A 23,393-nucleotide genomic window follows, 5' to 3' on the forward strand; every position below is an offset into this window, starting at 1 on the left:
GGCAGAAGACTAACCGTTCACCTAGCGGGAACTTGAAGAATCACCGCTCCACAAAGACTTATTATACCTAAAATCCGACAAGAAATCGAAAGACGGAACGAAAAAAAGAGCAGTACGCATCCCAAGGAATGCGTGTGCTCTTTTGCCCAGGCGACCGGCCGTATACTCCGATGCTCCATCGTGGTTTATCGCCCACTCTCGTCGCCAGTCACACCGGATCTGCAATTTTCACTTTCATCATATAGCAACCCGGCCTGATTTGCAAGCCAAATTACTGCGATCCATCCCGCTTCAACATGTCCAGCAGCTTGTCCAGTGCCGTGCGAATCTCTGCGGCCGTCCGGTCGTAATCCTCCCGTGATCCGCCGAACGGATCAGAAATATCATAGACCGGAATACGCTGCCGAAGCTCAATAATCCGCTCGGCATCGGCTTCGCTAAACGGCTGTCCAAGCGACATATTCAGTTCCCTTGCTGCGAGCAGGCTGTCCAGTTCCTTCAAATCTTCAAGTACCCGTTCATCATCTTCCACGTATTCTTTAAGCGTGTAGGTCTTGCCCGCAGCATCCGGGAACACCTGAATAACCTGGCGTTTATGCCCTTGGGTAAGCGTAAGAATCAGATCAGCCCATTCGGTAAGCTCCCCCCGTAGCGGCGTCGAGGTAATCCGGTCATGAATCTCATGATCACGCAGAACCCCTTCCGCATGATAAGAAATCTGAATGCCTTCCGCAGCAGCGACCCCGGCTGACCTTACCTCCACATCAAGCCCGCGCTCCTTCGCAAGCTTGCGAAGCATGCCTTCAGCCATGGGGCTGCGGCACGTATTCCCTGTACATACAAACAAAATCCGCATCTGTGCCTTCACCTCCGGTAACTGACTGGCTTATGCGCCATAGTCCCTTTATTGTATCAAAAGATAAACATCAGTCCAAATGCCAGCAGGACCGCTCCGCCTGCCGCCTCCCCGTAATCCCCCAGGCTGTGGCTGACCCTGCGGCCAAGCAGCAGACCCAGTACAGACATCACTCCACCAAAAAAGCCAAAAGCCAACACCGTAATCACGAGATCGCTGTGAAATAGGCCAAGTGAAACCCCAACCGAGAAGGAGTCCACGCTGACACTCATCGCAAATAACAGCATACCCAAAAAACTGCGAATGTTCACTACTTCGGTCCCTCCGCCGCGTATGGAGCTTATGATCATATGCAAGCCGAGCAGGACGAGCAGACCGCCTGAGACATAGCTGGCCACCTGTCCAAGCAGCATTCCTAAGTATTCACCGGTGAAGATGCCCAGCAAGGGCATCAGAATATGGAACAAGGCAATGACCGAACTGATCCGCAGCACCTCACGCAGACGAACCCCTCTCATGCCGATCCCTATGCCCAGAGAAAAAGCATCCATTCCCAGAGCGACCGCCATCATGACAATGGTGGCCAGTTCCCCCAGCCGCTCGGCTGCTTCATGCATTCCTCATTCCCCCATGTCCGCAAATCAGAAGTTTGGCTTTCCCTACAGAAATAGGTATGCGGACAAGATAGGGTTCATGACAGCTTATCCCCTGCCATCCAGCAGGTTCCTTCTATCGATGCCGCCCGCCGGTCCATGAAAGCCCGTCAGTGCATAGAAGGCAGACCATGGGCACATGGTTCTACACCTACACCCATCCAAGCATCCCTCTGGTTCACTGCTTCCTGTACAAGCTGATCCGCGGCCTACAGCTGAGAGTTCAAAAACCACAAGAGGAGAATAGAAAGCAGGCTTCAGGAGGACTGCAAGAAAATGAAAGTGGATAGAAAGCCCCGCTTCATACCTCAAGATACTATGAACTTGGCATGAATTCATACGGACAAGAGTAAGATGAATCAGGCGAACAAGGCGGCAAGCCCCCGCCCTGTTTCATATCAAAAATATTAAGGAGGGGTACCCCCTATGGAGGCATTTGAAAAGCTGCTGGTGCTTATACACGTACTTGCAGCCATCATTGGCATCGGACCTGCTTTTGTACTTCCGATGATCACCGGTTTCGCCCGGACAAGCAGCCAGCTTAAGTTCGTTTATAAAATGAACATCGCTCTGGGCAAGTTCCCTAAGATTGGAGGAATCACCCTGTTTGTGACGGGCGTGCTCCTCATGATTGTTGATCAGACCGGCTTTAGCAAAATGTGGCTTAACCTCAGCCTTGTTCTGTTTGTTCTCATTGAGATACTTATTCTGGCTATCCTTGAGCCCACGATGAAGAAGGCGGGCCAGATCATTGCACAGCACAGCGGCGAGGACATCCCCGCCGCCTACGAACCTTTTGCGCATAAGCTCAATTACTTGAATAAAACCGTGCATGTTCTAACCGTACTGGTTATCATCCTGATGGTTATACGGCCTTAAACGTGGGGAACTTCTTGGGCTGTGATCCAACTGCAGGCTGCCATTGTGGGATTTAATCCAAACGTACGACAATTCAAAAATTAAATAGGCCACGATTCAAAAACTGAAACTCCCACAACTACCACACCGCCGTTCAGCATGGCAGACCCGAAATCCGCCCGCCCTGCACTCCATCTGCCAGGCACAGTTAACAGTTAATCACACAGACAACCTCAGGCTTCCCCGAACAAATCCATTTGGCGTGGGGCGTGAGCCGCCGGCTTCATGCCGAGCAGACTCATCATTTCCTTGGCATTATCCGCTGCGTCCCCGCCGGAGTTGTTGTTGAAAATCATATAAATATCCCCTGCGTCTTTCTCTTCCAGCAGTCTAAGATGCTCCCGCCACTCGGTAAGCTCTTCCGTTGAATAACGATACAACGTCCGGATCTCCCGCCAATTTGGCGCGCTGCTCATCTTCCAGCCTTCCGCATTCCTGCCGTGAAGACGAATGAATGTCTTCCCTGCTGCTCCTGGCTCCAGCACTGTAGGAACTGACCCCGGACCAATCTGGGGTTCATCACAGATCACGTGAAACCAGCCCTCTTCGCGCATAAACTGAATCGTCTTCTCCCGCGTGTCGTCTTGGAACCAGCTGGGATTCCTGAATTCAACAGCCAGCGGCAGATCGCCCATCCATTTGCGGATAGCCCGAAGCCTGCGGACACTATCCGGTGTACAATCGAACCAGGGCGGGAATTGAAACAGAATGGCATTCAGTTTGCCCGCATTCACCACGGGGTCAATGGAGCGGATGAAGGCCTCGAACATTTCACCAGGCCCGGCAAATTTCTGGTTTTTGCCGCGCGAATGCCCTGTCATGCCTTGATAAGCCTTCACAAAAAAGCTAAAGTGTTCCGGCGTGCTGTCCACCCAGCGCTGGAAATTATCCTGGGACTGTATGGCATAGAAGGAGCTGTCCACCTCAACCACCGGAAAATGCTGTCCGTAAATACGCAGTTTCTCCCGGGCCGGGGTACGCGCAGGATACAGATCATCATGATCTCCCCATCCGGTCAATCCTATCTGGATCATCGCCATCCCGCCTTTCCAATAGATCTACCGCCGGTTATCTCCGGCAGCCATCACCGCTATACGTCTATTACCTCATTGCCCGCCGCTTTAAGCAGGCGGTTCATCACCGCTTGGCCGAGCCCCTCCTCCGGGCAGGCCTCGGCAACCATGAAGGTAGCCCCCTCTTCGTCGAAGCGGCGCAGCCCCGCATAAAGCCGGTGCGCCGCGTTCTCCAGCGCACCGAGCGGGCCGAGCGAGATCACGACGCTCGCCCGGTACTGCGGCAGGTGCTCGTCATACGCGAGCACCCCGGTCACCTCGCCGCGCGCCTCAGCCGCGGTGAGCAGCTCCTGGACCCGGCGCGTCACAGCCGCCGGGTCGTCCCCACGCACTATGCGCAGACTGCCTTGCGGCGCATAGTGCGTGTATTTCATGCCCGGCGACCGCGGAGCCGGGCTGCTGTCTGCATCCCCGCCGCTGCGCAGGGCGGGGTCCGTGTGCACGCTTGCCGCCACGCGGGCAAGCGCCTCTTCCGTGACCGCGCCAGGGCGAAGCACGGTCACGGTGCCGTCCGCGCCGGCCTCGGCCACGGTGGACTCGAGGCCCACACCGGTGGGCCCGCCGTCCACGATGCCGCCGATCAGGCCGGCAAGGTCCTCGCCGACGTGGCTGGCCAGCGTCGGGCTCGGCCGTCCCGAGCGGTTGGCGCTGGGCGCCGCCACCGGGCAGCCCGCTGCGGCAATCAGCCGCAGCGCAATGTCATGGGCCGGCATGCGTACGGCCACGGTGGATAAACCGGCGGTCACGCGCGGAGAGACCGCACCCGGACGCACCGGCAGCACCAGTGTGAGCGGGCCCGGCCAATAGGCCTCCATCAGCCTCCGGGCTGTATCGTTCACTTCAAGCACAAGCTCGTCCAGCTGGGACAGCTCCGCAATATGCACAATCAGAGGGTTGTCCGAAGGTCGGCCCTTGGCTGCAAAGATCCGCTCGACCGCCTCCGTACTGCGTGCATCCGCTCCCAGGCCGTACACCGTTTCTGTCGGAAAAGCCACCGTCTGTCCAGCTCTGAGCATCGCCGCGGCCTCAAGAATAGACTGCTCAGCGGACCGCTCCCTGGCGTATTGCTCTTGGATCAGCCGCTCTTCAGCAGACGGCTTCTCAGTCGTCCGCTCCCGATTCGATAGCCGGCCATTCGCTTGCTGCTCCAGTCCACCCTTTTCCGATTCGCGGCCTGCCTCAGGGTTCACGATCAGGCCCGTCACATCCCAATATTTGGTGGCAGTTTGATTATCCTGACTCTTCCCTTTATTCTGTTTCAGCTCATGATCGTGTTCCATATAGAAGCCCCATTCCATTGTTTTCTGTAGGTTCATAACATAAGAAAAGCGCCCCACTCCCAGCAGGCGCAAACTGCACCAGTTCCAGGCAAGTGAAAGCACTCTCCGGTTCAATTATGAATTCCCTGAAGACCGAAATGCTCGGCCCATACCACCCTTGGCGGGTTTAATGCTCATATCACTACTACAGCAGTGTTAAATCCAGATTAAACACGGAAGGTTCAAGGTTCCGGCAAAACTTGTAAGAATACGAATTTAGAATACCAATAATTTTACCATAAGTGCTGTACAAAACAAATTGCTAATCAGAATACTAATCAGATTACTAATCAGGCAACACCTTCAAGCCGTTATCCCGCAGCTTAACCAAACAAACTGCCCACCCAGTGGAAGAATCCGCTAAGCAGTTCCCAGAGGAAGAACCGGACCTTTGGCGCCTGCTCAGCCTTCTCTCCTTGTTCTGCCCCGCTCTTTTGACTGCCTTCGGCCGATGCCGTCTTGATGTCGCCCGCCTTCTGTGCGACCGCATCTCCTGTCCCCGCATCGATGAAACAGAGCGGTGGAAACAGCACACACCACCAGTTCTGGCCCGCCCCAGATCCAAGGGTTACCCGCACCGCCTCATAGTCACCCGCAGGATAAACTTCGCCACCATACATCTTCGTAGGAAAGGGAACAACGCCCAGCTCCACTTTATAACCGTAGGTCTCACCCTTCGCCTTCAGTGTGCGCCCTACCTGCTCTTCGATTTCCGGCAGCTTCTCCCGGACAACCGCACGGGCCTCTTCCAGGCTTTGCGGGTTCTCCAGCGTTTTCACCCAGCTATTCATCTGTTCAACTACCGCATCCCGAACGTTCCGTTTAACCACCTGATCCTCCGGCCGGTCCGAATTCGCTAGAATCCGCAGCCGGATGGAGTCCTTCGGAATCTCCGTACTGGTGACCGCCGCATCCGTCTTCTGCTCTTCCCAGGACATCACTAGAATTGCTATACAGATGACCAGCAGCACCACGCTGCGCAGTCTGCCGATTCTTTTTCCCCCGTATCTTCCCGCCATTTCCAATCTCCCCTTTACCGTTAACTCCTGATGTCTATCAGTATGTCCGGTGCCGGGAGTCTTAAACCTATGAATCTAGCAATTTATGAGAGAAACAAAGATAAAAACAAAAAGCCGCCTACCATGGCCACGAATGGCCGGCAGGCGACTTGCTAAACTGCTGTTTGCTTTAGGTCCCGGAGTGGGAGCTGCACCCTCATTCTGTAAAGTCGGAACGAGGTGGCGCTAAACAGTTGCTTCCAGGGGACTACCAGACTAACTCCCCTAAACGTTAATCAGCACTTGGATGTACTGGTATCACTGTTCTTGGTGCTGCCCCCGATCAACCTGCTTAGAGACTAGCAAGACACTAATGGCCTGAACCAATTTCAACTTTCAAGGTTGCTCCCGGGTCCATCGTTTCTAATCCCGGTCAAGAAGTGCTGGGAACAGCCGCTTCCTAATTTAGAGTCAGTATACTTGGATTTGCTTCCGGTTGAAGTCCAGGGCAATGCCAAATCCGGTTCCAAACCCATTACGTCGACCGGTTCAAAGAAGCGCGGGTAGTCTGCGGAATATCATCGTCAACCTCATGACCATGAATTCGTACGCTCATCGCCAAGCCTAGGCTAGCCATATTGATGAGAAGCGACGTCCCCCCGTAACTGATGAACGGCAAAGTGATTCCGGTGAGCGGCATCAGCCCCATGAACATGCCAACGTTCTCGAAGATCTGATACAGCCACATCGACACGATCCCCACAATAAGCAGCGGGCCGGTCCTATCCCTGCACTCTAGAGAGATCAGAATGAGACGGTGTATCAGAATAAAATACAGCAGAAGCAGCACCGAACATCCGAAAAACCCAAACTCCTCGGCCACCACAACAAAGATCGAATCCGAATACGTATAAGGTACCCGCATGGATTGAACATACGGACCCTGCATATACCCCCTACCGAACATACCCCCAGCTGCAATGGCCACACTTGCATTTTTGGTATGGTAGGCAGATTTCTGACTGGCTTCCTCCGGCATCAGCCATGGGTCAATCCGGTCCAACCAGTGCTGCTTATTCGTCGACTTTAGTGTTGTAGCAATCTCGTCGTGGAAAGTAATATAGGCCTTGATTCCGCCAACAACCGCCACGGCCGTAATCACAAGAATAATCAGAGCATGAGAATATTTCATTTTCCCGATCCACAGCATGCCCAGGAGAATGACCAGGTAGCTGAGCCCGTTCCCGATGTCATTCTGAACCATCGCCATTCCAAAAGGAATGAGTGTCACAAGCCCCAGCGGAACAACATCCTTCCAGAACGACAGGCTCATCCGGTATTTCCGCCTTAACAGGGCTGCCAGCGTGATAATCAGCACCAGCTTGAACAGCTCTGCTGGCTGGATACTGAGGGGACCGAGATTCAGCCAGCCTTGGGCCCCGTTGACCGTCTCCCCTTTTAGAATAACGATAACCATCAGAATCATACCGGCCCCAAACAAATACATAAAGTACTTTGTTAGAATCCGGAAATCAATCAGCATCATTCCAAAAAAGGCGATAAATCCGGCGATATAGAAAAAAATCATCCGGGTATCCGCGTTTTTAAATTTCGGCCAAGCAGCTATACCACTATGGATTAGCACGATGCTTAAGATTCCGAGTATAAATACAATAAACACAATCGACCAATCAACTTTTTTAAACTTGTTAAGCATGAAGCGGCTCCCTTCACGTTCCCCAGGTACAGCATTTACAACTGTTCTTCCAGAAGTTCATCTATTTAATCTATATACAGTGATCTATATAAGTTGAACAAAAGATCGTATGGATGCAGGCATCTTAGGTGAAGTGTTCTTTAAGGTCAAAGTTGTTTGCAGATTGTCTGATCTAATAATAAATCCATTCCCCGATCTTTCTTTAGTTCAACCTCTACAGTTCCTTATGCATGTGCGTAAGAACCACGTTAAATCATGTCTATCCTAACCGATGGTTCCTTCGCGGAACAAGCGCTGCATATTCCGTCTCATTCTAATATAGTTCGAGTCTTCTATGAAACGCAAATATACTGGGATATCGATCAGGGATTTCCTTATTACCTTTCACCATCATCATGAAATCCGGGAGATTCCCACCACATGGCGGTCAATCCCCGCCAAATCCGGAATAGTCATAATTTCCTCCCAGTGCCCGGCTTCTCTAAGGAGCTCAGCCACATCACCAGCCTGGCCCATGCCCAGCTCAAAACCGATCAACCGCGGCGGGGCCGGCAGAAGCTGGAGCTGCCGCATCATCACCCGGTAAGGTGCCAATCCGTCAGGCCCCCCGTCCAGAGCCAGCCGCGGCTCATAATCGCGCACCTCAGGCTGCAGCTCTTCAATATCCGCCGCAGGAATATACGGCGGATTGGACACCACAATGTCCAGCGGCTCGCCCGCGAACGGTTCAAGCAGATTTCCTTGCTTGAACGTGATCTCCAGCCCGAGCCGGGACGCATTCTCCCGCGCAAGAGCCAGCGCATCCGGCGACAGGTCCCCGGCCGCGATCTGCCACGCGGGACGCAGCGTCTTAAGGGCAGCGGCAATCGCGCCGCTGCCCGTGCCGATATCGGCCGTGCGCGGCGCGCCGCCCGGCCACAGCTTGGCGCCTTCGGCGGCAATGGCTTCCACGAGCAGCTCCGTCTCGGGGCGCGGGATCAATACGGCCGGGGTGACCTTGAAGGTCAGGCCGTAGAATTCCTGCTCCCCGGTGATGTACTGCGCGGGCTCGCCCGCCGCCTTCCGGCGGATAGCTTCTTCCCAGGCGGGCGCATGCTGCGCCGGGAACGGATCGCGCAGGGCCATCAAGTATTCGGCCCCGCTCAGCCCCAGCACATGCCGCAGCAGCAGCTCGGCATTGGATTCAGGCTCCTGAAGCCCGGCCGCCGCTAAAAAAGAAGAAGCCTCCTTAAAGGCTTCTATCAACAGCAATCCCGAAGACATGGTATAACTCTCTGTATTCAAGGACTTATTCTCCTTTGTCCATCATGTCCGCCTGCTCGGCAAGCGTTAAGGCGGAGATGAATTCTTCAATCTCCCCGTTCATCACTTGATCCAGCTTGTGGACCGTGAGACCGATACGATGGTCAGTTACACGGCTCTGCGGGAAGTTGTAAGTACGGATGCGTTCACTGCGGTCGCCCGTACCCACCTTGCTCTTGCGTTCCCCCGCGTATTTCGCTTCTTCTTCCTGGCGTTTTACGTCATAGATCCGCGCACGAAGCACTTGAAGGGCCTTCTCTTTATTCGAGTTCTGGGATTTACCGTCCTGACACGTCGCCACGATACCCGTAGGAATATGGGTCACGCGTACAGCCGATTTCGTTGTGTTAACCGATTGGCCGCCGGCACCGCTGGAGCAGAACGTGTCTACCCGGATATCCTTATCATGAATTTCGATATCAAAATCTTCAACTTCCGGCATAACCGCAACCGTAGAAGTAGAGGTGTGAATCCGGCCGCCGGACTCTGTGGAAGGAATCCGCTGAACCCGGTGGGCGCCGCTTTCGAATTTCATTTTGCTGTAAGCGCCGCGTCCATTGATCATGAAGATGACCTCCTTAAAACCGCCGAGGTCGCTCGCATTCACGTCCATCACATCTACACGCCAGCCCTGGGAATCTGCGTAGCGTGTATACATCCGGTACAAGTCAGCCGCGAAAAGGGCCGCCTCATCACCGCCCGCGGCACCGCGAATTTCGACGATAACGTTCTTATCATCATTCGGGTCCTTCGGCAGCAAGAGAATACGGATCTTCTCCTCCAACTCCTGATGGCGGGCAGTAAGCTCCTCAATCTCCATCTTCACCATCTCACGCATCTCGTCATCCAGCTTCTCAGCCTGCATGGCTTTCGCCGCATCCAGTTCTTCAATTACGTTCTTATATTCGATAAAAGCCTCGTAAGCAGGCTGTAAATCCGATTGTTCTTTGGAATAATCTCTCAGTTTCTTCGTATCATTGGCCACGTCAGGGTCGCAGAGCAACTCGCTCAGCTTCTCATAACGGTCTGCAAGGGACTGAAGTCGGTCTAACAAAGAAAGCACCTCTTTTCGTTACATAATTCCCATAATATTGTTAGGGTAAACGACTTTTTATTATAGCATGGTTGTTCGATTTTGAATAGATGAAGGCTGTGGACAATCCGCCTTTTTTCGGGAATTTTTCCGTTATATAAAATGAACTTATGAAGATTACCCTTATCGGGGCTGCCATGCCGAGTGTTCTTTAAGGCCGCTGTTGTCTCCGAAATGCTTGAACTAGATATTAAAGCAGGGGCATTTCGGAGACAAAGGGGGACGCTCCGCTTCTTCAGAATCACTCGGGATCGAAGCTCAGATCGGTTAATTCCAAAGTTCGTTTTAATTAGAACTCCTGCGGACAAAGATAGGACCCTCTGTTTATTTTTCCATCATTGCACTTATTCTAATCAGACAAAGAGAAACCGTGCTCCCCCTGGGGTAAGCACGGTTTCCTGTGATCGTATATGATTTCAACATCCGTTAAATTACACGTTGAAGCGGAAATGCATGACGTCGCCGTCCTGCACAACGTATTCCTTGCCTTCCAAGCGCAGTTGACCGCGTTCCTTGGCAGCGTTCATAGATCCGGCAGCCACCAGATCATCATAGGACACCACTTCGGCACGGATGAAGCCGCGTTCGAAGTCAGAGTGAATGACTCCCGCAGCCCCCGGAGCTTTAGTCCCCTTGCGGATCGTCCAGGCACGCACCTCTTGCACCCCTGCTGTAAAGTATGTGTACAAGCCAAGCAAGCGGTAAGCCGCCTGGATCAGGCGGTCAAGGCCTGATGCCTCAAGCCCCAGCTCCTCCAGGAACATCGCTTTGTCTTCCCCTTCAAGCTCGGCAATTTCAGCTTCCACCTTGGCACTGATCGGCACAACCTCCGCATTCTCGGCAGCAGCGAACTCTCTAACCTGCTGTACGAACGGGTTGCTGTCGGCTTCTGTCACGCCATCCTCGCTAACATTTGCCGCATACAGCACCGGCTTGAGCGTAAGCAGATGCAGGTCGCGCACAATCGCCTTCTCATCATCGGACAGTTCAACACTGCGTGCCGGCATATCGTTATAAAGTGCTTCCTTAACACGTTCAAGCACTTCCACTTCCTTCTCGTACTGCTTGTTGCCGCCCTTCATATTTTTGCGGGAGCGTTCAATCTTCTTCTCGACGCTATCGAGATCCGCCAGAATAAGCTCCAGATTGATCGTCTGGATATCGCTGATCGGATTGATTTTGCCGTCCACGTGGGTAATATTCTCGTCTTCAAAGCAGCGGACCACATGTACGATCGCGTCCACTTCACGAATATGGGCAAGGAACTTATTACCGAGACCTTCCCCTTTGCTTGCACCGCGCACCAGACCGGCGATATCCACAAATTCAAATGCGGTAGGCACCGTACGGTTCGGCACTACCAGCTCAGTCAGCTTGTCGAGACGCTCATCAGGCACCTCCACGACACCCACGTTTGGGTCGATGGTGCAGAACGGATAGTTCGCGGACTCGGCCCCTGCCTGCGTAATCGCATTGAACAGTGTCGATTTGCCAACGTTCGGCAGACCCACGATTCCTGCTTTTAAAGCCATATCTATGACAACTCCTCATTATTGTAATTGCTCATCTTCTTCAACCATAGTACATATACCCCGGCAATATTTCAAGGAGAGTAGAGGAAAAACCTTCTCACTTCCGTAAACGCAAAAAAACCCATCCGCCGGATTGGGTTCCCGTCTGCCTCTTGATTCCACTTAAGATAACCTGGCGTCCGCCCTCCCGGACTTACTCCAAGAGAGCGAACGAGGTCTGCAATTTCCACTATAAGGGTTGCGGACCAATAAATCAACTGTAATCCACTGTAAACAAGTAGGTTTTATCAGAAAATCTATAATTTCAAGCAAACCACTGTCAGTCAGCCTTGTTCCCGATCTATTCTTTATCCAGACTAACCAGGCGGTCTGTGTCCTTAAGCGCACCCACATCCGCCGCCCCTATCCCGAACATAGCTGCCCGCAGTTCGAACTCTACGCGGCTCAGCACCTCATCGAGTTCCTGTTCTGACTGGACAGCAGGCCCGAGCAAGGCCCTTCCGAAACCAGCCATATCGGCCCCCAACGCCAGCGCCTTGGCAGCATCCACCCCGGTATTTAAGCCACCGCTTCCAATAATGGCATACCCGGGCAACGCCGCGCGAACTTGACGGATGCATTCCGCTGTCGAAATTCCCCACCCTGCAAAGGCTTCGGCAGCCTCCCTGCGAACCGGGTCGATGCTGCGGAACTTCTCCACCTGGCTCCAGGAGGTGCCTCCCGCACCGGCAACATCGATGAAAGCAGCTCCTGCGTCACGGAGCCTTACCGCCGTCTGGTCGTCAATCCCCCAGCCGACCTCTTTAATGCCTACCGGGACAGGCAGGCTGTGGCACAGCTGTTCAATCCGCTGAAGCAGACCGCCAAAAGCGGTATTCCCCTCCGGCTGAAACACCTCCTGAAGCGAATTCAGATGAAGAACCAGCATGTCCGCCTCAGCGATCTCTACCGCCCTCCGGCACTCTTCTGTGCCAAAGCCGTAATTCAGCTGCACCGCGCCCAGGTTGGCAATCACCGGAATGGTTGGTGCCTTGCGTCGCACAGCAAACGTTGCCTTAAGACGGTCCTGCTCCACCGCCGCACGGACTGAACCAACGCCCATGGCCCAGCCCCGGCGTTCCGCCGCTTCGGCAAGCCGTTCGTTGATCCGCCCCGCTGCTTCACTTCCGCCTGTCATGGAGCTGATTAACAATGGTGTACGCACCGGCCGCTCCAAGAAGGAGGTCTGCAAGCTGATCCGGTCAAAATCGATCTCCGGCAGCGCATTATGCCGGAATACATAACGTTCGAAGCCGGCAGTCAGACCTACCGCATTCACCTCTTCATTTAGACAAATGCGGATATGCTCCGTTTTCCGCCCAGAGGTTGCCGAAATGGCTGTATCCACCAGACTTATGCCGGAATCATGCGCTCCGCCAGGCTTAACTCTCATATTATCCAATGTATTACGGCCGGCCGGACTCAACTTCCCTCTGCGCATCCGTCTGTTCCGTACATTCAAACGATCCTTCATCTATGCCTCCTAATCCCTGCCGTCCAATCCAACTTAGCACAGCCTAGCCCAGCTTAGCCTGTGGCAATCTTAACGGCGTTCGGTTCTGACCGCAAATTTTATTCACGTTATATAAAATAAACTTATAAAGTTCACCCTTTTGGGGCGCTGAGATCAGTTAATTCTAAAGTTTATCTTATATAACTTATTTAGCTCAGCCTTCGTTCCTTAGTCAGCCCTATCTAGGCCGCACGTAGTTCAGCATACCAGACTTTAAGGGCCAGAAGTATACGTCTCATCCTCTTTCATCCGGCTTTAACTCATCAGCCCTTATATAAGTCTTCAGTATTCATACAGAAATGACTACGAGTACATAAAAATTCAGCCAACTGTTTGAATTCCGATTGCCTAAGGGAGATAAGGCTAGGCTGGTTGTTCCCGGTATGACTACAGTTTGTCTGCAGCCGTATTCTTCCAAAACTTTCTGTGCTTCAACTTTACCTCAATTATGGTAATGATAAGAACTGACCCACACGGCTGCTTTAAGGCCAACAAAAGGAGGAGTAGGTATTGGCATCTTTGTTTAAAAATAATACGGCAGCTTCCAAAAACCTCAGGCCAAAGCCGTGGTTGCGAAGAGTCCTTCTCGTCCTGCTGCTCTTGATTCTGTGGTTGTCCGCCGTTATGGTTTACCAGACCCATAAGCGGCTTCCTCAAGGGGTTTCTTACGAAAGTCCCCTCTACTCCGTTAATACAACAGACTTCCTGTATGATCTGACTTATCCGGATGGGCACGGCGGATTCCAGCAGGAACGGCATATTTATGACCGGATGCTGCAGATAATTGGAGAAGCCCGCCAATTTATCGTGCTGGATTTATTCCTTTTTAATGATTATGTACATAAAGGCCAGACCTATCCCGATGTAAGCGGAGGCCTCACCCGTAAGCTGCTTGAACAAAAACGGAAGTATCCGAAGCTGGACATTGTATTTATTACCGATGAGATCAATACGAATTATGACTCGGCTCCAAATCACCTGTTGGAAGAGCTGAAGCAGGCCGGCGCACAGGTAATCATCACCGATGTGAACCCGCTGCGGGATTCCACTCCCGCCTATTCAGCGGTGTGGAGAACCTTCTTTCAATGGTTTGGACAATCCGGGACCGGCTGGATTCCCAATCTGATGGCCTCGAACGGTCCGGATATTACGGCCCGCTCCTATCTGAAGCTGCTGAACGTCAAGGCCAATCACCGGAAGGTGTTAGCGACAGAGAACAGCGCCTTGATCTCTTCTGGCAATGTTCATAATGCAAGCGCCTTTCATTCCAATATAGCCTTTGAGGTCAGCGGGCCGGTAATCCAAGACATACTGAACAGTGAGCAGGCCGTGGCTAACTTCTCCGGCGGGGGAAGACTGCCCAAATGGACAGGAAGCCAGGCCAGAGGACAGTCAGACAACCCGCAGAGCCACACCGGCAGTACCGTAGGTAAAACTGCATCGGAGAGCGGTAAGCTGCAAATCCGTTATCTCACGGAAGGCAAAATCTACACCTATTTGCTAAAGGCTATTCAAGATTCGCAAAAAGGCGACACACTCTGGATGGGCATGTTCTATCTGGCGGATACAAAAGTCATGAACGAGCTGGTGGCTGCAGGAGAACGTGGTGTCCAGCTCCGTCTGATTCTGGACCCGAACCAGAATGCGTTCGGCCAGGAGAAGATCGGTCTGCCCAACCGCCCGGTCACAGAAGAGCTTCTGGCCCGTTCGGGTCCAGCCATGCAGATCCGCTGGTACAATACAACGCAGGAGCAGTATCATACCAAGCTGCTGTACATTGCCAAGACGCAAGGGCCAAGTGTGATCCTGGGCGGCTCCGCCAACTTCACCTCCCGGAATTTGGATGATCTTAATCTGGAGAACGATCTCTGGATCTCTGCTCCGCGCGGAAGTCAACTAACCCGGAGCCTGGATCAATATTTCGAGCGTATTTGGTACAACCAAGGCGCCGATTACAGCCTGGACTATAGCGCTTATCACGAGAAAGCCGTCTGGTTCAAGGACGTTCTGTTCCGCCTGCAAAAGGCGCTCGGATTTACAACCTACTGACCCCCGCACAAAGAGGCGGGTGCAAGAGGATATCTCCTTGCACCCGCTCTTCTATAATGGTAGCAAGATGACCCATTAAGCTAACATATCTGGCATCTGCCATATAAATAGCGCAAAGGCAGCGCTTTGCCTACAAACAACGTGTACATTTCAGCGATGCCTAGAGGCGCCTTAAGGGCAGGCCTCACTTTACAGCAAAGGGGACATCAGCCGGGCCGCCGATTCCATAAAGCGGACAACGATGCGCTTTTGCATGAACGCTTTCCGTTCGATCAGCTTTGTGGAATGCAGATCCCGTTCGAAGTCCTCTACGATTTTGCGGACGCTGTCACTCTGGACAAGCAGCGCACTGACCTCGAAGTTCAGATGGAAACTGCGCATGTCCATATTCGCCGTGCCCACCGAGGCTACTTCCCCGTCGGCAATCAGCAGTTTGGCGTGCAGGAAGCCCTTTTCATACTCATAGATCTTCACCCCGGCTTCCAGCAGGGAAGGGAAGTATGAGTGCGATGCCAGAAACGGGAGCCACTTGTCCGGCTTGGCCGGGAATAAAATGCGGACATCGAGGCCCGATATGGCCGCCACGCGAAGGGCTGTCAGGATGTCCTCGTCTGGAATAAAGTATGGGGTCGCAAGCCATACCGATTTCTTGGCAGATGTAATAATCGAGAAGAAGATATCCTTGAGCGACCGGCTTTCATTATCCGGACCGCTCGGCACGATCTGCACCGCACCACTGCAGCCCACCTCAAGCTGAGGGGACAGGTACTCCAAACCGATAATTTTCTCACCGGTGACATAAAGCCAGTCTTGGAGGAAAATAATCTGAAGGGAGCGCACCGCCTCCCCTTTGACCAGCATGTGTGTGTCCCGCCAGAATCCGTACGTCTTGCTCCGGCTGAGGTATTCGTCACCGACGTTAAGCCCGCCCATAAAGGCGGTATTGCCGTCAATGACCACAATCTTGCGGTGGTTGCGGTAATTGACACGGCTGGACAAGGCCAGGAACCGGACCTGTCCATAGATGCCGATCTTAATCCCGGCTTCCCTCATTTCGTTCAAGAACGTCTTGGACAGCCCAAGACTGCCCACCGCGTCAAACATAAAGCGGACCTCAACTCCCTCGCGAGCCTTCGCGATCAACGTCTGCTGGATCTCCCGGCCGATTTCATCAGCCCGGTAGATGTAATACTCCATATGAATATGATGCTTCGCCATCTTCAGTTCCTTAAGCAGCGAGGAGAACGTCTCCTCGCCGTTGGTCAGCACCCGGGTGCGTGTAGCCATGGAGCAGGGCGTGCGGGCGATTTTATGCGACATCTTAAGCAGCTTCTGCTGCCCCGGACTGAATTCAGAGAGGTCAAAGGCCGCATGCAGGGTATTGTTGTCAATGAGTTCATAGGCCTTCTGATCCTGCATTGCTTTCTTATCAAACTTCCGCCGCTTGAAGTAGTTCTGTCCCAGCAGAAAATAAAGAACAAGCCCGACCACTGGCAGCAGAACCAGCAGCAGGATCCAGGCGAGCGTGCTTGAAGGATTGCGGTTCTCCATGAAGATGGCCATCCCCACGGTAATTACCGTCAAGGTCTGAAATATGCTGACCAGCGTCCCCCCGAAGCTGCCGAAGAAGCCGAATCCCAAAAAATAAAAGGCAAATAAGATTGCCGCAATAAGTAAGATTTGAAGCCCACGTCTCATGCAAGTAAGTTCTCCTTTTCCACGATGTTCACATGCTATCCCCATTTTACATGAACCTGTCTATTCCTCCTAACAATATTACGCCAATAGCTGTAAACGGATTCAAAAAGGGCAGCACCGAACGGATCTTGACTTACAAGGAGAACTGTGAAAAGATGGTTCCTAACGATCGTTAGGTAGGTGATAGAAATGACGGAAGGCAAACGAAAATTGCAGAAGGCGGCCCTGCTTCATTTCGCAAGGGATGGGTATGAGGGTGCTTCTCTTCAGCATATTGCACAGGATGCAGGCATGAAGAAACCCTCGATTTATGCCCATTTTAAAGGGAAAGAGGAACTGTTCATGTCTGTGCTCAGCCAGGTCTTCAAAGAAGGCCGCCACCGGATTACAGCTTATTTCCTCCGGGAGATGGACACCCCGCTGGAACAAAGGCTGCACGGATTATTCCTGATGCTTCAAGAGGAGTACATGCGCAACCGGGATACAAAGTTCCTCCTGCGAATGATCTTCTTCCCGCCTCATGCAGTCTATGAAGAGGTTATGGCAGTGATTTACCCGTTTCTCGACTCGCTTGAGAACAGGCTGGTCCGGCTGCTGAAGGAGGAATCCAGCCGCGGCAACTTTGTGACTGCGGATATCCGCCAGGCGGCTGTAGCCTTCATGACCTTTGCGGACGGAATTATGGTGGAGCTGCTGTACGAGAATCCCGAAAGATCCCGCAAACGGCTGGATGCGGTATGGCCGGTCTATTGGAAAGGCATTTCAATGTGAATAGGATACGAAGGAGAAATGATATATGAATAAAAACTGGCTGTTTGTCCTTTTGGGGGGAATTATTGAGGTGGTCTGGGTCACCGGACTCAAACATGCGCATACCTGGGAGGCCTGGCTCGGCACGGCCGCGGCTATTGCCGCCAGCTTTTGGCTGATCATCGAAGCCTCAAGACGGCTTCCGGTGGGTACGGTATATGCGGTATTTACCGGAATTGGCACAGCGGGAACGGTTCTGACCGAGATGCTTGTCTTTGGGGAGCCCTTTAACTGGGTGAAGACTATACTGATTGCAATGCTCCTTGCAGGCGTTGTCGGTCTGAAGCTGATTACAGATACCCAGCATGAGGAGGCGAGATCATAATGGCATGGCTTATTCTTGTTTTGGCAGGCTGTTGCGAGGTGTTTGGCGTCATCGGAATCAAACAGGTTACGCTCAGAGCCAATCTGAGCGCTTACCTGCTGCTGGCGGCAGGCTTTCTGTGCAGCTTCTCCCTGCTGGCTCTGGCCATGGAGACGCTGCCTATGGGCACAGCTTACGCAGTATGGACCGGGATCGGAACCGTGGGAAGCGCTTTGGTCGGGATGCTGCTGTACAAAGAGCCGAAGGAGTGGCGCAGACTGCTCTGCATCGCCCTTATTCTAGGTTCAGCCATAGGTCTCAAGGTGATCCAGTAGGAAATTTGTATCTCCTCTCCCATATGTATTATAATTTTTTTGACCCATTGGTCACATAGAGAACCAAGAGGTCAGAAAGGAGTGAACAAGCCGTTGTCTGATAAGCCGGCTGACAAGAAGAAGTTCATCATCAGAACAGCCATGGAGCTGTTCTCCATCAAAGGCTCATCCGCCACCTCCATGCAGGAAATTGCGGAACACTGCGGCATGTCGAAGGGAAGTCTGTATCTGCATTTTAAATCCAAGGAAGAGCTTGAGCAGAGCATCTACACCTACTGCTACCAAATGCTGCACGAGCAATTGGTGCAGGTAGATCAAGAGCAAGGTCTGACCCCCAAGGAAAACCTGCGCAAGCAGTTAGAGACCCTGCTGAGTTTGGTTCTTGAGCTTCGCGAATTCCTGCTCATGCAGATTAAGGAATGGGTTACCCATGGCAAGAAGAACATGGAACCGCAGTGTGTCAAGGACAATAACATACGTATGCTGAAGAGGGCCCAGTCAAAGCTGCTTCACGTATACGGGCCTGAAATTGAACCCTATACAGCTGACTTGACTCTGTTCATACACGGTTCCTTGGGCTCATATATCCGTCTGCTGTTTGATCCAAGGCTGTCTATTACGATCCAGCAAATGTCCGGGCATTTTATGTTTATGCTCGATGCGCTGTCCGAGGGACTGCTCGCCAAACGCCCCGTCCCGCTGTTCTCTTCCGAGCTGCTTGAACAGTGGGTTCATGATGGATTTGGCCCAATTCAAGCCAACCCGCATCCCCTTCAAGTCATCAAGGCGATGAAGATCACACTGAAAGGGCTGGATCTGCCGGAGCCCCGCAGGGACGAAACGCTGGATTCCCTGGTGATCTTAGAACAAGAGCTCCTTGAGCTTCAGCCTAGACGTGCCATCCTGCTCGGCATGATGCGGAATTTGAAAAACATTTCTGAGATGGAAGAACAGTTCAAGGAACTAGAGGCTGCTCTGTTTCAACATATACAGTCAAGACCCATACCTGTTAATTACGGGTGACGTTAAGAGAGAAGCATATGGAGAGGAGCACATACTTAGATTATGAAAGGAATCATTAATTTCTCACTCAGAAACAAATTTGCCGTATGGCTGCTGACGATTATCGTCGTGGCGGCTGGACTTTACAGTGGTCTGACCATGAAGCAGGAGACCATTCCCAACATCAATGTGCCCTACTTAAATATTTCTGCAGTGTATCCGGGAGCCGCACCAGAGAATGTGGTGAATGATATTACCAAACCGCTGGAGACCGGTCTTAGAAATGTTGAAGGCATTAAGACCATCACCTCCACCTCAATGGAGAATGCAGCCTCCATCACACTGGAGTTCGATTATGGCACCAACCTGGATAATGCCTCTGCGGCCGTCCGGGAGGCGCTGAATCGCGTAACCCTGCCGGATGATGCCCAGAAGCCGCAGATCACCAGATTCAGTCTCAGCTCTCTGCCGGTAATCTCACTTAGCATGAGCGCCAAATCCGGCGGCAGCTTGGAGAATCTGACCCGTACCGCCGAGTCTGACATCAAGCCGGCTTTGGAAAAGCTGGACGGGGTGGCTTCTGTACAGGTTGCCGGTCAATATGTGAAGGAAGTCCAATTGAAATTCAACCAGGACAAGCTGAAGGAGCTTGGACTGACTGAAGATACGGTAAAAGGAGTCGTACAGGCTTCCGCGATCCGTGTGCCGCTGGGTCTGTTCGAAATGGACAAATCCCAGAAAGCCGTTGTGGTTGACGGTGCGGTAACCACGGTCCAGGATCTTAAGAATGTAGCGATCCCGCTTGTACCAGGCGGAACGTCCGGCAAATCCGCGGGAGCCGCAGCAGGTCAGCAAGGGGCTGCAGGGACTGCCGCTGGTGGCAGTGCTAACGCTGCGGGTATGACCCAGGGCGGAGCAGGGGCTCCTGCCGGCGGCCAAGGCACGGCGTCCGGGGCTGCTGGGACTCCAGCAGGCCAGCAGGCCGGGACTGCCGCTCAAGGCACGGCTCCAGGCTCCAGCCAGATCGCTGCCGGACAAGGCGCTGCAGGCGTACCTGCCTCGATTCCTACCGTGAAGCTGTCTGATGTGGCTTCCATCCAAGTGATCGGGAAAGCGGAATCCATCTCCCGCACGAACGGGAAAGAATCTCTCGGCATCCAGATCGTTAAATCCAATGATGCCAATACGGTAGACGTCGTGAATCAAGTGAAGGACCGGGTTGAATCCCTGAAGACAGAATTCAAAGATGTTGATTTCACCGTGCTTATGGATCAAGGCAAACCTATTGAAGATTCCGTAAACACAATGCTGAGCAAGGCTGTGTTCGGAGCTTTGTTTGCAGTCATCATTATCCTGATCTTCCTGCGCAATCTCCGTTCAACCATTATTTCGATCATTTCTATTCCTCTGTCACTGCTGATTGCGGTGCTTGCCTTGCGGCAGATGAATATTACGCTAAACATGATGACCCTGGGGGCCATGACGGTGGCGATTGGCCGGGTTGTCGATGACTCGATCGTTGTCATTGAGAATATATATCGGCGTCTGTCCCTGACTGGGGAGAAGCTTAAGGGCAGCGAGCTGATCCGTGAAGCCACACGCGAAATGTTCGTACCGATCGCTTCGTCCACCATCGTGACGATCGCTGTCTTCCTGCCGCTGGCATTCGTAAGCGGTATGGTTGGGGAACTGTTTATGCCGTTCGCCCTCACCATGGTCTTCTCACTGCTGGCCTCCCTGCTGGTTGCCATAACCCTGGTACCCGCACTGGCCCATACCCTGTTCAAGAACGGCCTCAAGAAGACGCACGACCATGATGAGAAGCCGGGTGGCCTGGCCCGCGGTTATCAACGGGTGCTGAACTGGTCTCTGAACCATAAATTTGTTACCTTCGGTCTGGCGGTGCTGCTGCTGGTAGGCAGTCTGTTCCTGACTAAATTCATCGGAACCAGCTTTATGCCCGAACAAAGTGAGAAGTATGCTATGGTCACCTATTCCCCAGCACCTGGGGATACCCGTGAGGATGTGGAGAAGCGCGCTCTGACCGCAGAGAAATTTATTCTCAAGCAGCCGAATCTGGACAAAATGCAGTATTCCGTCGGCGGCTCCAATCCGCTTAGCCCTGGGCCTTCCAACTCAGCTCTCTTCTATGTGATTTATAAGGAAGACACGAGCAATTTTGAGGATGTGAAGAAGAAGCTAGTTGAGGATTTAAAGACCCAGGTTCCTGAAGGCACCTGGAAGGAAATGTCCGGCATGAGCGGCGGCGGTATGGGCGGAAGCAAGCTCGCTGTTCAGGTGTACGGAGACAATCTCAAGCAAATTCAGCCGGTAGCCGACCAGATCCTGAAATGGGTGAACGAGGATAAGGCCAATTTTGACAAAGGAGATTCCAGTCTCTCCAAAGCCTATGACCAGTACACTCTGGTAGCCGACCAAGAGAAGCTTAGCTCCCTCGGACTGACTGCCGGGCAGCTCGCCATGAAGCTTAGCCCGCAGCGCGAACGTCCGGTCTTAACCGAAGTTCAGGTGGATGGCAAGGACTATAAAGTCTATATCGACGCTGACACCAAGACGTACAAGAGCTTGACCGATATTGAAAATGAGACGCTGACATCTCCGCTCGGCAAGCAGGTGGCCGTTAAGGATGTCGCCAAGGTGGAGAAAGGCATCTCACCGAATTCCATTATGCGAATTGATGGTAAGATGGTTATCCAGATCAATGCCGACATTATTTCGACCGATGTCAGCAAGGCTTCCAAACAGCTGGAGGACAAAATCAAGGCTTACAGCAAGCCGGATGGGGTAACGGTTGAATTCGGCGGAGTTACCGCCCAAATTAACGATACGTTCACCCAGCTTGGTCTGGCTATGGCAGCGGCCATTGCCATCGTATATTTCGTGCTCGTTGTCACCTTTGGCGGTGGACTTGCACCATTTGCCATTTTGTTCTCACTGCCGTTCATAGTGATTGGTGCTTTGATCGCCCTGCTTATCGGCGGCGAGACCCTGAACGTATCCTCGCTGATGGGTGCGCTCATGCTGATCGGGATCGTAGTCACCAATGCCATCGTCTTGATCGACCGGGTGATTCACAAAGAACGCGAAGGCCTCTCCACTCGCGAAGCACTGCTGGAAGCCGGTGCGACCCGTCTTCGTCCGATTCTGATGACAGCACTGGCTACGATTGGCGCCCTGCTCCCACTGGTATTCGGTCTCGAGAACAGTGCGGGGATTATCTCACGCGGTCTCGGAATTACCGTAATCGGGGGTCTGATCAGCTCCACGCTGCTGACCCTTGTGATTGTGCCGGTGGTGTACGAATTCCTGATGAAAATCCGCAGAGGCGGAAGATCCAACAAGGCTGCAGCCCAGGCCAAATAATTAAAAGCAAAAAAGAGAGTTCCCTGATCAGGGGACTCTCTTTCTTATTGGGGGGACAGACGAATACATGAAATTAACTAAGCTCACTTCTCCAGACACGCAGCATTTCAAGATCCTTGCTCAGGAACTCAGACAGCAGCACACCCAGGCCCTTATAAAGGGGAGTACGGGCCTCTCTTTGCAGCGCTTCAGCGAAGGCCGGCGCCCACTTCATAAGATGGGATTCCATGAACCACAGCTGCATGTCGGCAAGCTCTGTGCATTTATTTCTCACACAGCCTGCAACCAGCATCCGGTCGGCCAGTACCGACATGAACTCAAGCTCAATGGCCATGTGGTCATCCCGTTCATTGTGCAGCTTGTTGAACACCACGCCACATTCACAATAGACGGTCCCCAGCTGAGAGGATTCCCACATCACCTGGATTCCTTCTTTCCTAGCCCGGAATCCACCTTCTGTGAAAGGCAGCACCGCTGGGCTTCCCACAAACAATCGCGTATATTCTTCCGCCTCGTCATAGCATACCTGCCGAAGCTTATCCTCTTCAATACTTTCCAGATAAGCCTTCAGCATCCGGCCGCCTTCACTTGAAATCACCGGACCCTTGAGCGCCGCTTCACGCCGGTATTGGGCAATCAGCGACAGGCGCGGCTCACGCCCCAGAAAATCAACCAGCAGCTGGTAAACCCAGCCCCTTCGTTCAAGCCAGAGCAGCTGCTCCTCATTCGCAGTCACGCCATCCTCGAACACGGTCGTAATCATTTTCAGTCAGCTCCTATATAATTCCAGGTAGAGAT

20 protein-coding genes and 1 riboswitch are annotated in these 23,393 nt (G+C 52.8%); of the genes, 8 read left to right on the top strand and 12 right to left on the bottom strand.

All coding sequences use genetic code 11. From position 1 onward, the window contains the following. Positions 1-137: 137 nt before the first annotated feature. Positions 138-222: riboswitch (ZMP/ZTP riboswitch) on the bottom strand. Between the two features lie 49 nt (positions 223-271). Together KJS63_RS10480 and KJS63_RS10485 are read right to left on the bottom strand one after the other, a co-directional pair. Continuing rightward, complete coding sequence (locus KJS63_RS10480; protein WP_213619079.1) at positions 272-856, bottom strand: low molecular weight protein arginine phosphatase; 585 nt, start codon at positions 854-856, stop codon at positions 272-274. Positions 857-912: 56 nt separating this feature from the next. Then, entirely contained in the window at positions 913-1,473 is a 561-nt protein-coding gene (locus KJS63_RS10485) for a manganese efflux pump MntP (protein ID WP_213619080.1), read from the bottom strand. Between the two features lie 167 nt (positions 1,474-1,640). On the opposite strand from KJS63_RS10485, the gene KJS63_RS10490 reads away from it, so the two are divergent. Next, complete coding sequence (locus KJS63_RS10490) at positions 1,641-1,799, top strand: hypothetical protein (RefSeq protein WP_213619082.1); 159 nt, start codon at positions 1,641-1,643, stop codon at positions 1,797-1,799. Between the two features lie 136 nt (positions 1,800-1,935). Continuing rightward, positions 1,936-2,388, top strand: coding sequence for a DUF2269 family protein (locus tag KJS63_RS10495; RefSeq protein ID WP_213619084.1), 453 nt, complete (start codon positions 1,936-1,938; stop codon positions 2,386-2,388). A gap of 212 nt (positions 2,389-2,600) precedes the next feature. Here KJS63_RS10495 and KJS63_RS10500 read toward each other — a convergent pair whose 3' ends face one another. From KJS63_RS10500 to fni, 8 genes are all read right to left on the bottom strand, one after another. Further along, complete coding sequence (locus KJS63_RS10500) at positions 2,601-3,461, bottom strand: DUF72 domain-containing protein (protein WP_213619085.1); 861 nt, start codon at positions 3,459-3,461, stop codon at positions 2,601-2,603. 56 nt (positions 3,462-3,517) lie between these two features. Beyond that, positions 3,518-4,780, bottom strand: coding sequence for an L-threonylcarbamoyladenylate synthase (locus KJS63_RS10505; RefSeq protein WP_374706285.1), 1,263 nt, complete (start codon positions 4,778-4,780; stop codon positions 3,518-3,520). A gap of 362 nt (positions 4,781-5,142) precedes the next feature. Further along, positions 5,143-5,838: a stage II sporulation protein R gene (gene spoIIR / locus KJS63_RS10510; RefSeq protein ID WP_213619086.1), complete on the bottom strand. Its 696-nt coding sequence runs from the start codon at positions 5,836-5,838 to the stop codon at positions 5,143-5,145. 514 nt (positions 5,839-6,352) lie between these two features. After that, entirely contained in the window at positions 6,353-7,534 is a 1,182-nt protein-coding gene (locus KJS63_RS10515) for an FtsW/RodA/SpoVE family cell cycle protein (protein ID WP_213619087.1), read from the bottom strand. A gap of 393 nt (positions 7,535-7,927) precedes the next feature. Further along, positions 7,928-8,797 carry a peptide chain release factor N(5)-glutamine methyltransferase gene (prmC, locus tag KJS63_RS10520; protein ID WP_213619564.1) on the bottom strand — a complete coding sequence of 290 codons (870 nt, stop codon included), beginning with the start codon at positions 8,795-8,797 and terminating at the stop codon, positions 7,928-7,930. A 25-nt stretch (positions 8,798-8,822) separates the two neighbouring features. Beyond that, positions 8,823-9,890 carry a peptide chain release factor 1 gene (prfA, locus tag KJS63_RS10525; protein WP_213619090.1) on the bottom strand — a complete coding sequence of 356 codons (1,068 nt, stop codon included), beginning with the start codon at positions 9,888-9,890 and terminating at the stop codon, positions 8,823-8,825. 470 nt (positions 9,891-10,360) lie between these two features. Then, positions 10,361-11,461: a redox-regulated ATPase YchF gene (gene ychF, locus KJS63_RS10530; protein ID WP_068620715.1), complete on the bottom strand. Its 1,101-nt coding sequence runs from the start codon at positions 11,459-11,461 to the stop codon at positions 10,361-10,363. A gap of 340 nt (positions 11,462-11,801) precedes the next feature. Further along, entirely contained in the window at positions 11,802-12,893 is a 1,092-nt protein-coding gene (gene fni, locus KJS63_RS10535; RefSeq protein ID WP_213619565.1) for a type 2 isopentenyl-diphosphate Delta-isomerase, read from the bottom strand. A 630-nt stretch (positions 12,894-13,523) separates the two neighbouring features. Between fni and KJS63_RS10540 the strand changes: the two genes are divergently transcribed. Continuing rightward, positions 13,524-15,062: a phospholipase D family protein gene (locus KJS63_RS10540; protein ID WP_244862565.1), complete on the top strand. Its 1,539-nt coding sequence runs from the start codon at positions 13,524-13,526 to the stop codon at positions 15,060-15,062. Positions 15,063-15,251: 189 nt separating this feature from the next. Here the strand turns inward: KJS63_RS10540 and cls are convergent, their stop codons facing one another. Then, positions 15,252-16,760, bottom strand: a complete 1,509-nt coding sequence (cls, locus tag KJS63_RS10545) for a cardiolipin synthase (protein ID WP_213619091.1) — start codon at positions 16,758-16,760, stop codon at positions 15,252-15,254. A 189-nt stretch (positions 16,761-16,949) separates the two neighbouring features. Between cls and KJS63_RS10550 the strand changes: the two genes are divergently transcribed. From KJS63_RS10550 to KJS63_RS10570, 5 genes are all read left to right on the top strand, one after another. After that, positions 16,950-17,531: a TetR/AcrR family transcriptional regulator gene (locus KJS63_RS10550; RefSeq protein WP_213619093.1), complete on the top strand. Its 582-nt coding sequence runs from the start codon at positions 16,950-16,952 to the stop codon at positions 17,529-17,531. A 25-nt stretch (positions 17,532-17,556) separates the two neighbouring features. Continuing rightward, a complete protein-coding gene (locus KJS63_RS10555; protein WP_213619094.1) occupies positions 17,557-17,895 on the top strand; it encodes a DMT family transporter in 339 nt (112 codons plus the stop codon). Next, positions 17,895-18,209 (top strand): DMT family transporter, encoded by a 315-nt coding sequence (locus KJS63_RS10560; protein WP_280520805.1) that lies wholly within the window; start codon positions 17,895-17,897, stop codon positions 18,207-18,209. Before KJS63_RS10555 ends, KJS63_RS10560 begins: the two co-directional genes overlap by 1 nt. An 81-nt stretch (positions 18,210-18,290) precedes the next feature. Continuing rightward, positions 18,291-19,232, top strand: a complete 942-nt coding sequence (locus tag KJS63_RS10565; RefSeq protein ID WP_213619096.1) for a TetR/AcrR family transcriptional regulator — start codon at positions 18,291-18,293, stop codon at positions 19,230-19,232. Between the two features lie 42 nt (positions 19,233-19,274). Next, on the top strand, positions 19,275-22,595 hold the full coding sequence (locus KJS63_RS10570) for an efflux RND transporter permease subunit (RefSeq protein WP_213619097.1): 3,321 nt from the start codon (positions 19,275-19,277) through the stop codon (positions 22,593-22,595). A 73-nt stretch (positions 22,596-22,668) separates the two neighbouring features. Here the strand turns inward: KJS63_RS10570 and KJS63_RS10575 are convergent, their stop codons facing one another. Beyond that, positions 22,669-23,358 carry a TorD/DmsD family molecular chaperone gene (locus tag KJS63_RS10575; RefSeq protein WP_213619099.1) on the bottom strand — a complete coding sequence of 230 codons (690 nt, stop codon included), beginning with the start codon at positions 23,356-23,358 and terminating at the stop codon, positions 22,669-22,671. Between the last annotated feature and the right edge of the window lie 35 nt (positions 23,359-23,393).

Source organism: Paenibacillus sp. J22TS3, assembly GCF_018403205.1.
Taxonomy (GTDB): domain Bacteria; phylum Bacillota; class Bacilli; order Paenibacillales; family Paenibacillaceae; genus Fontibacillus; species Fontibacillus tuaregi.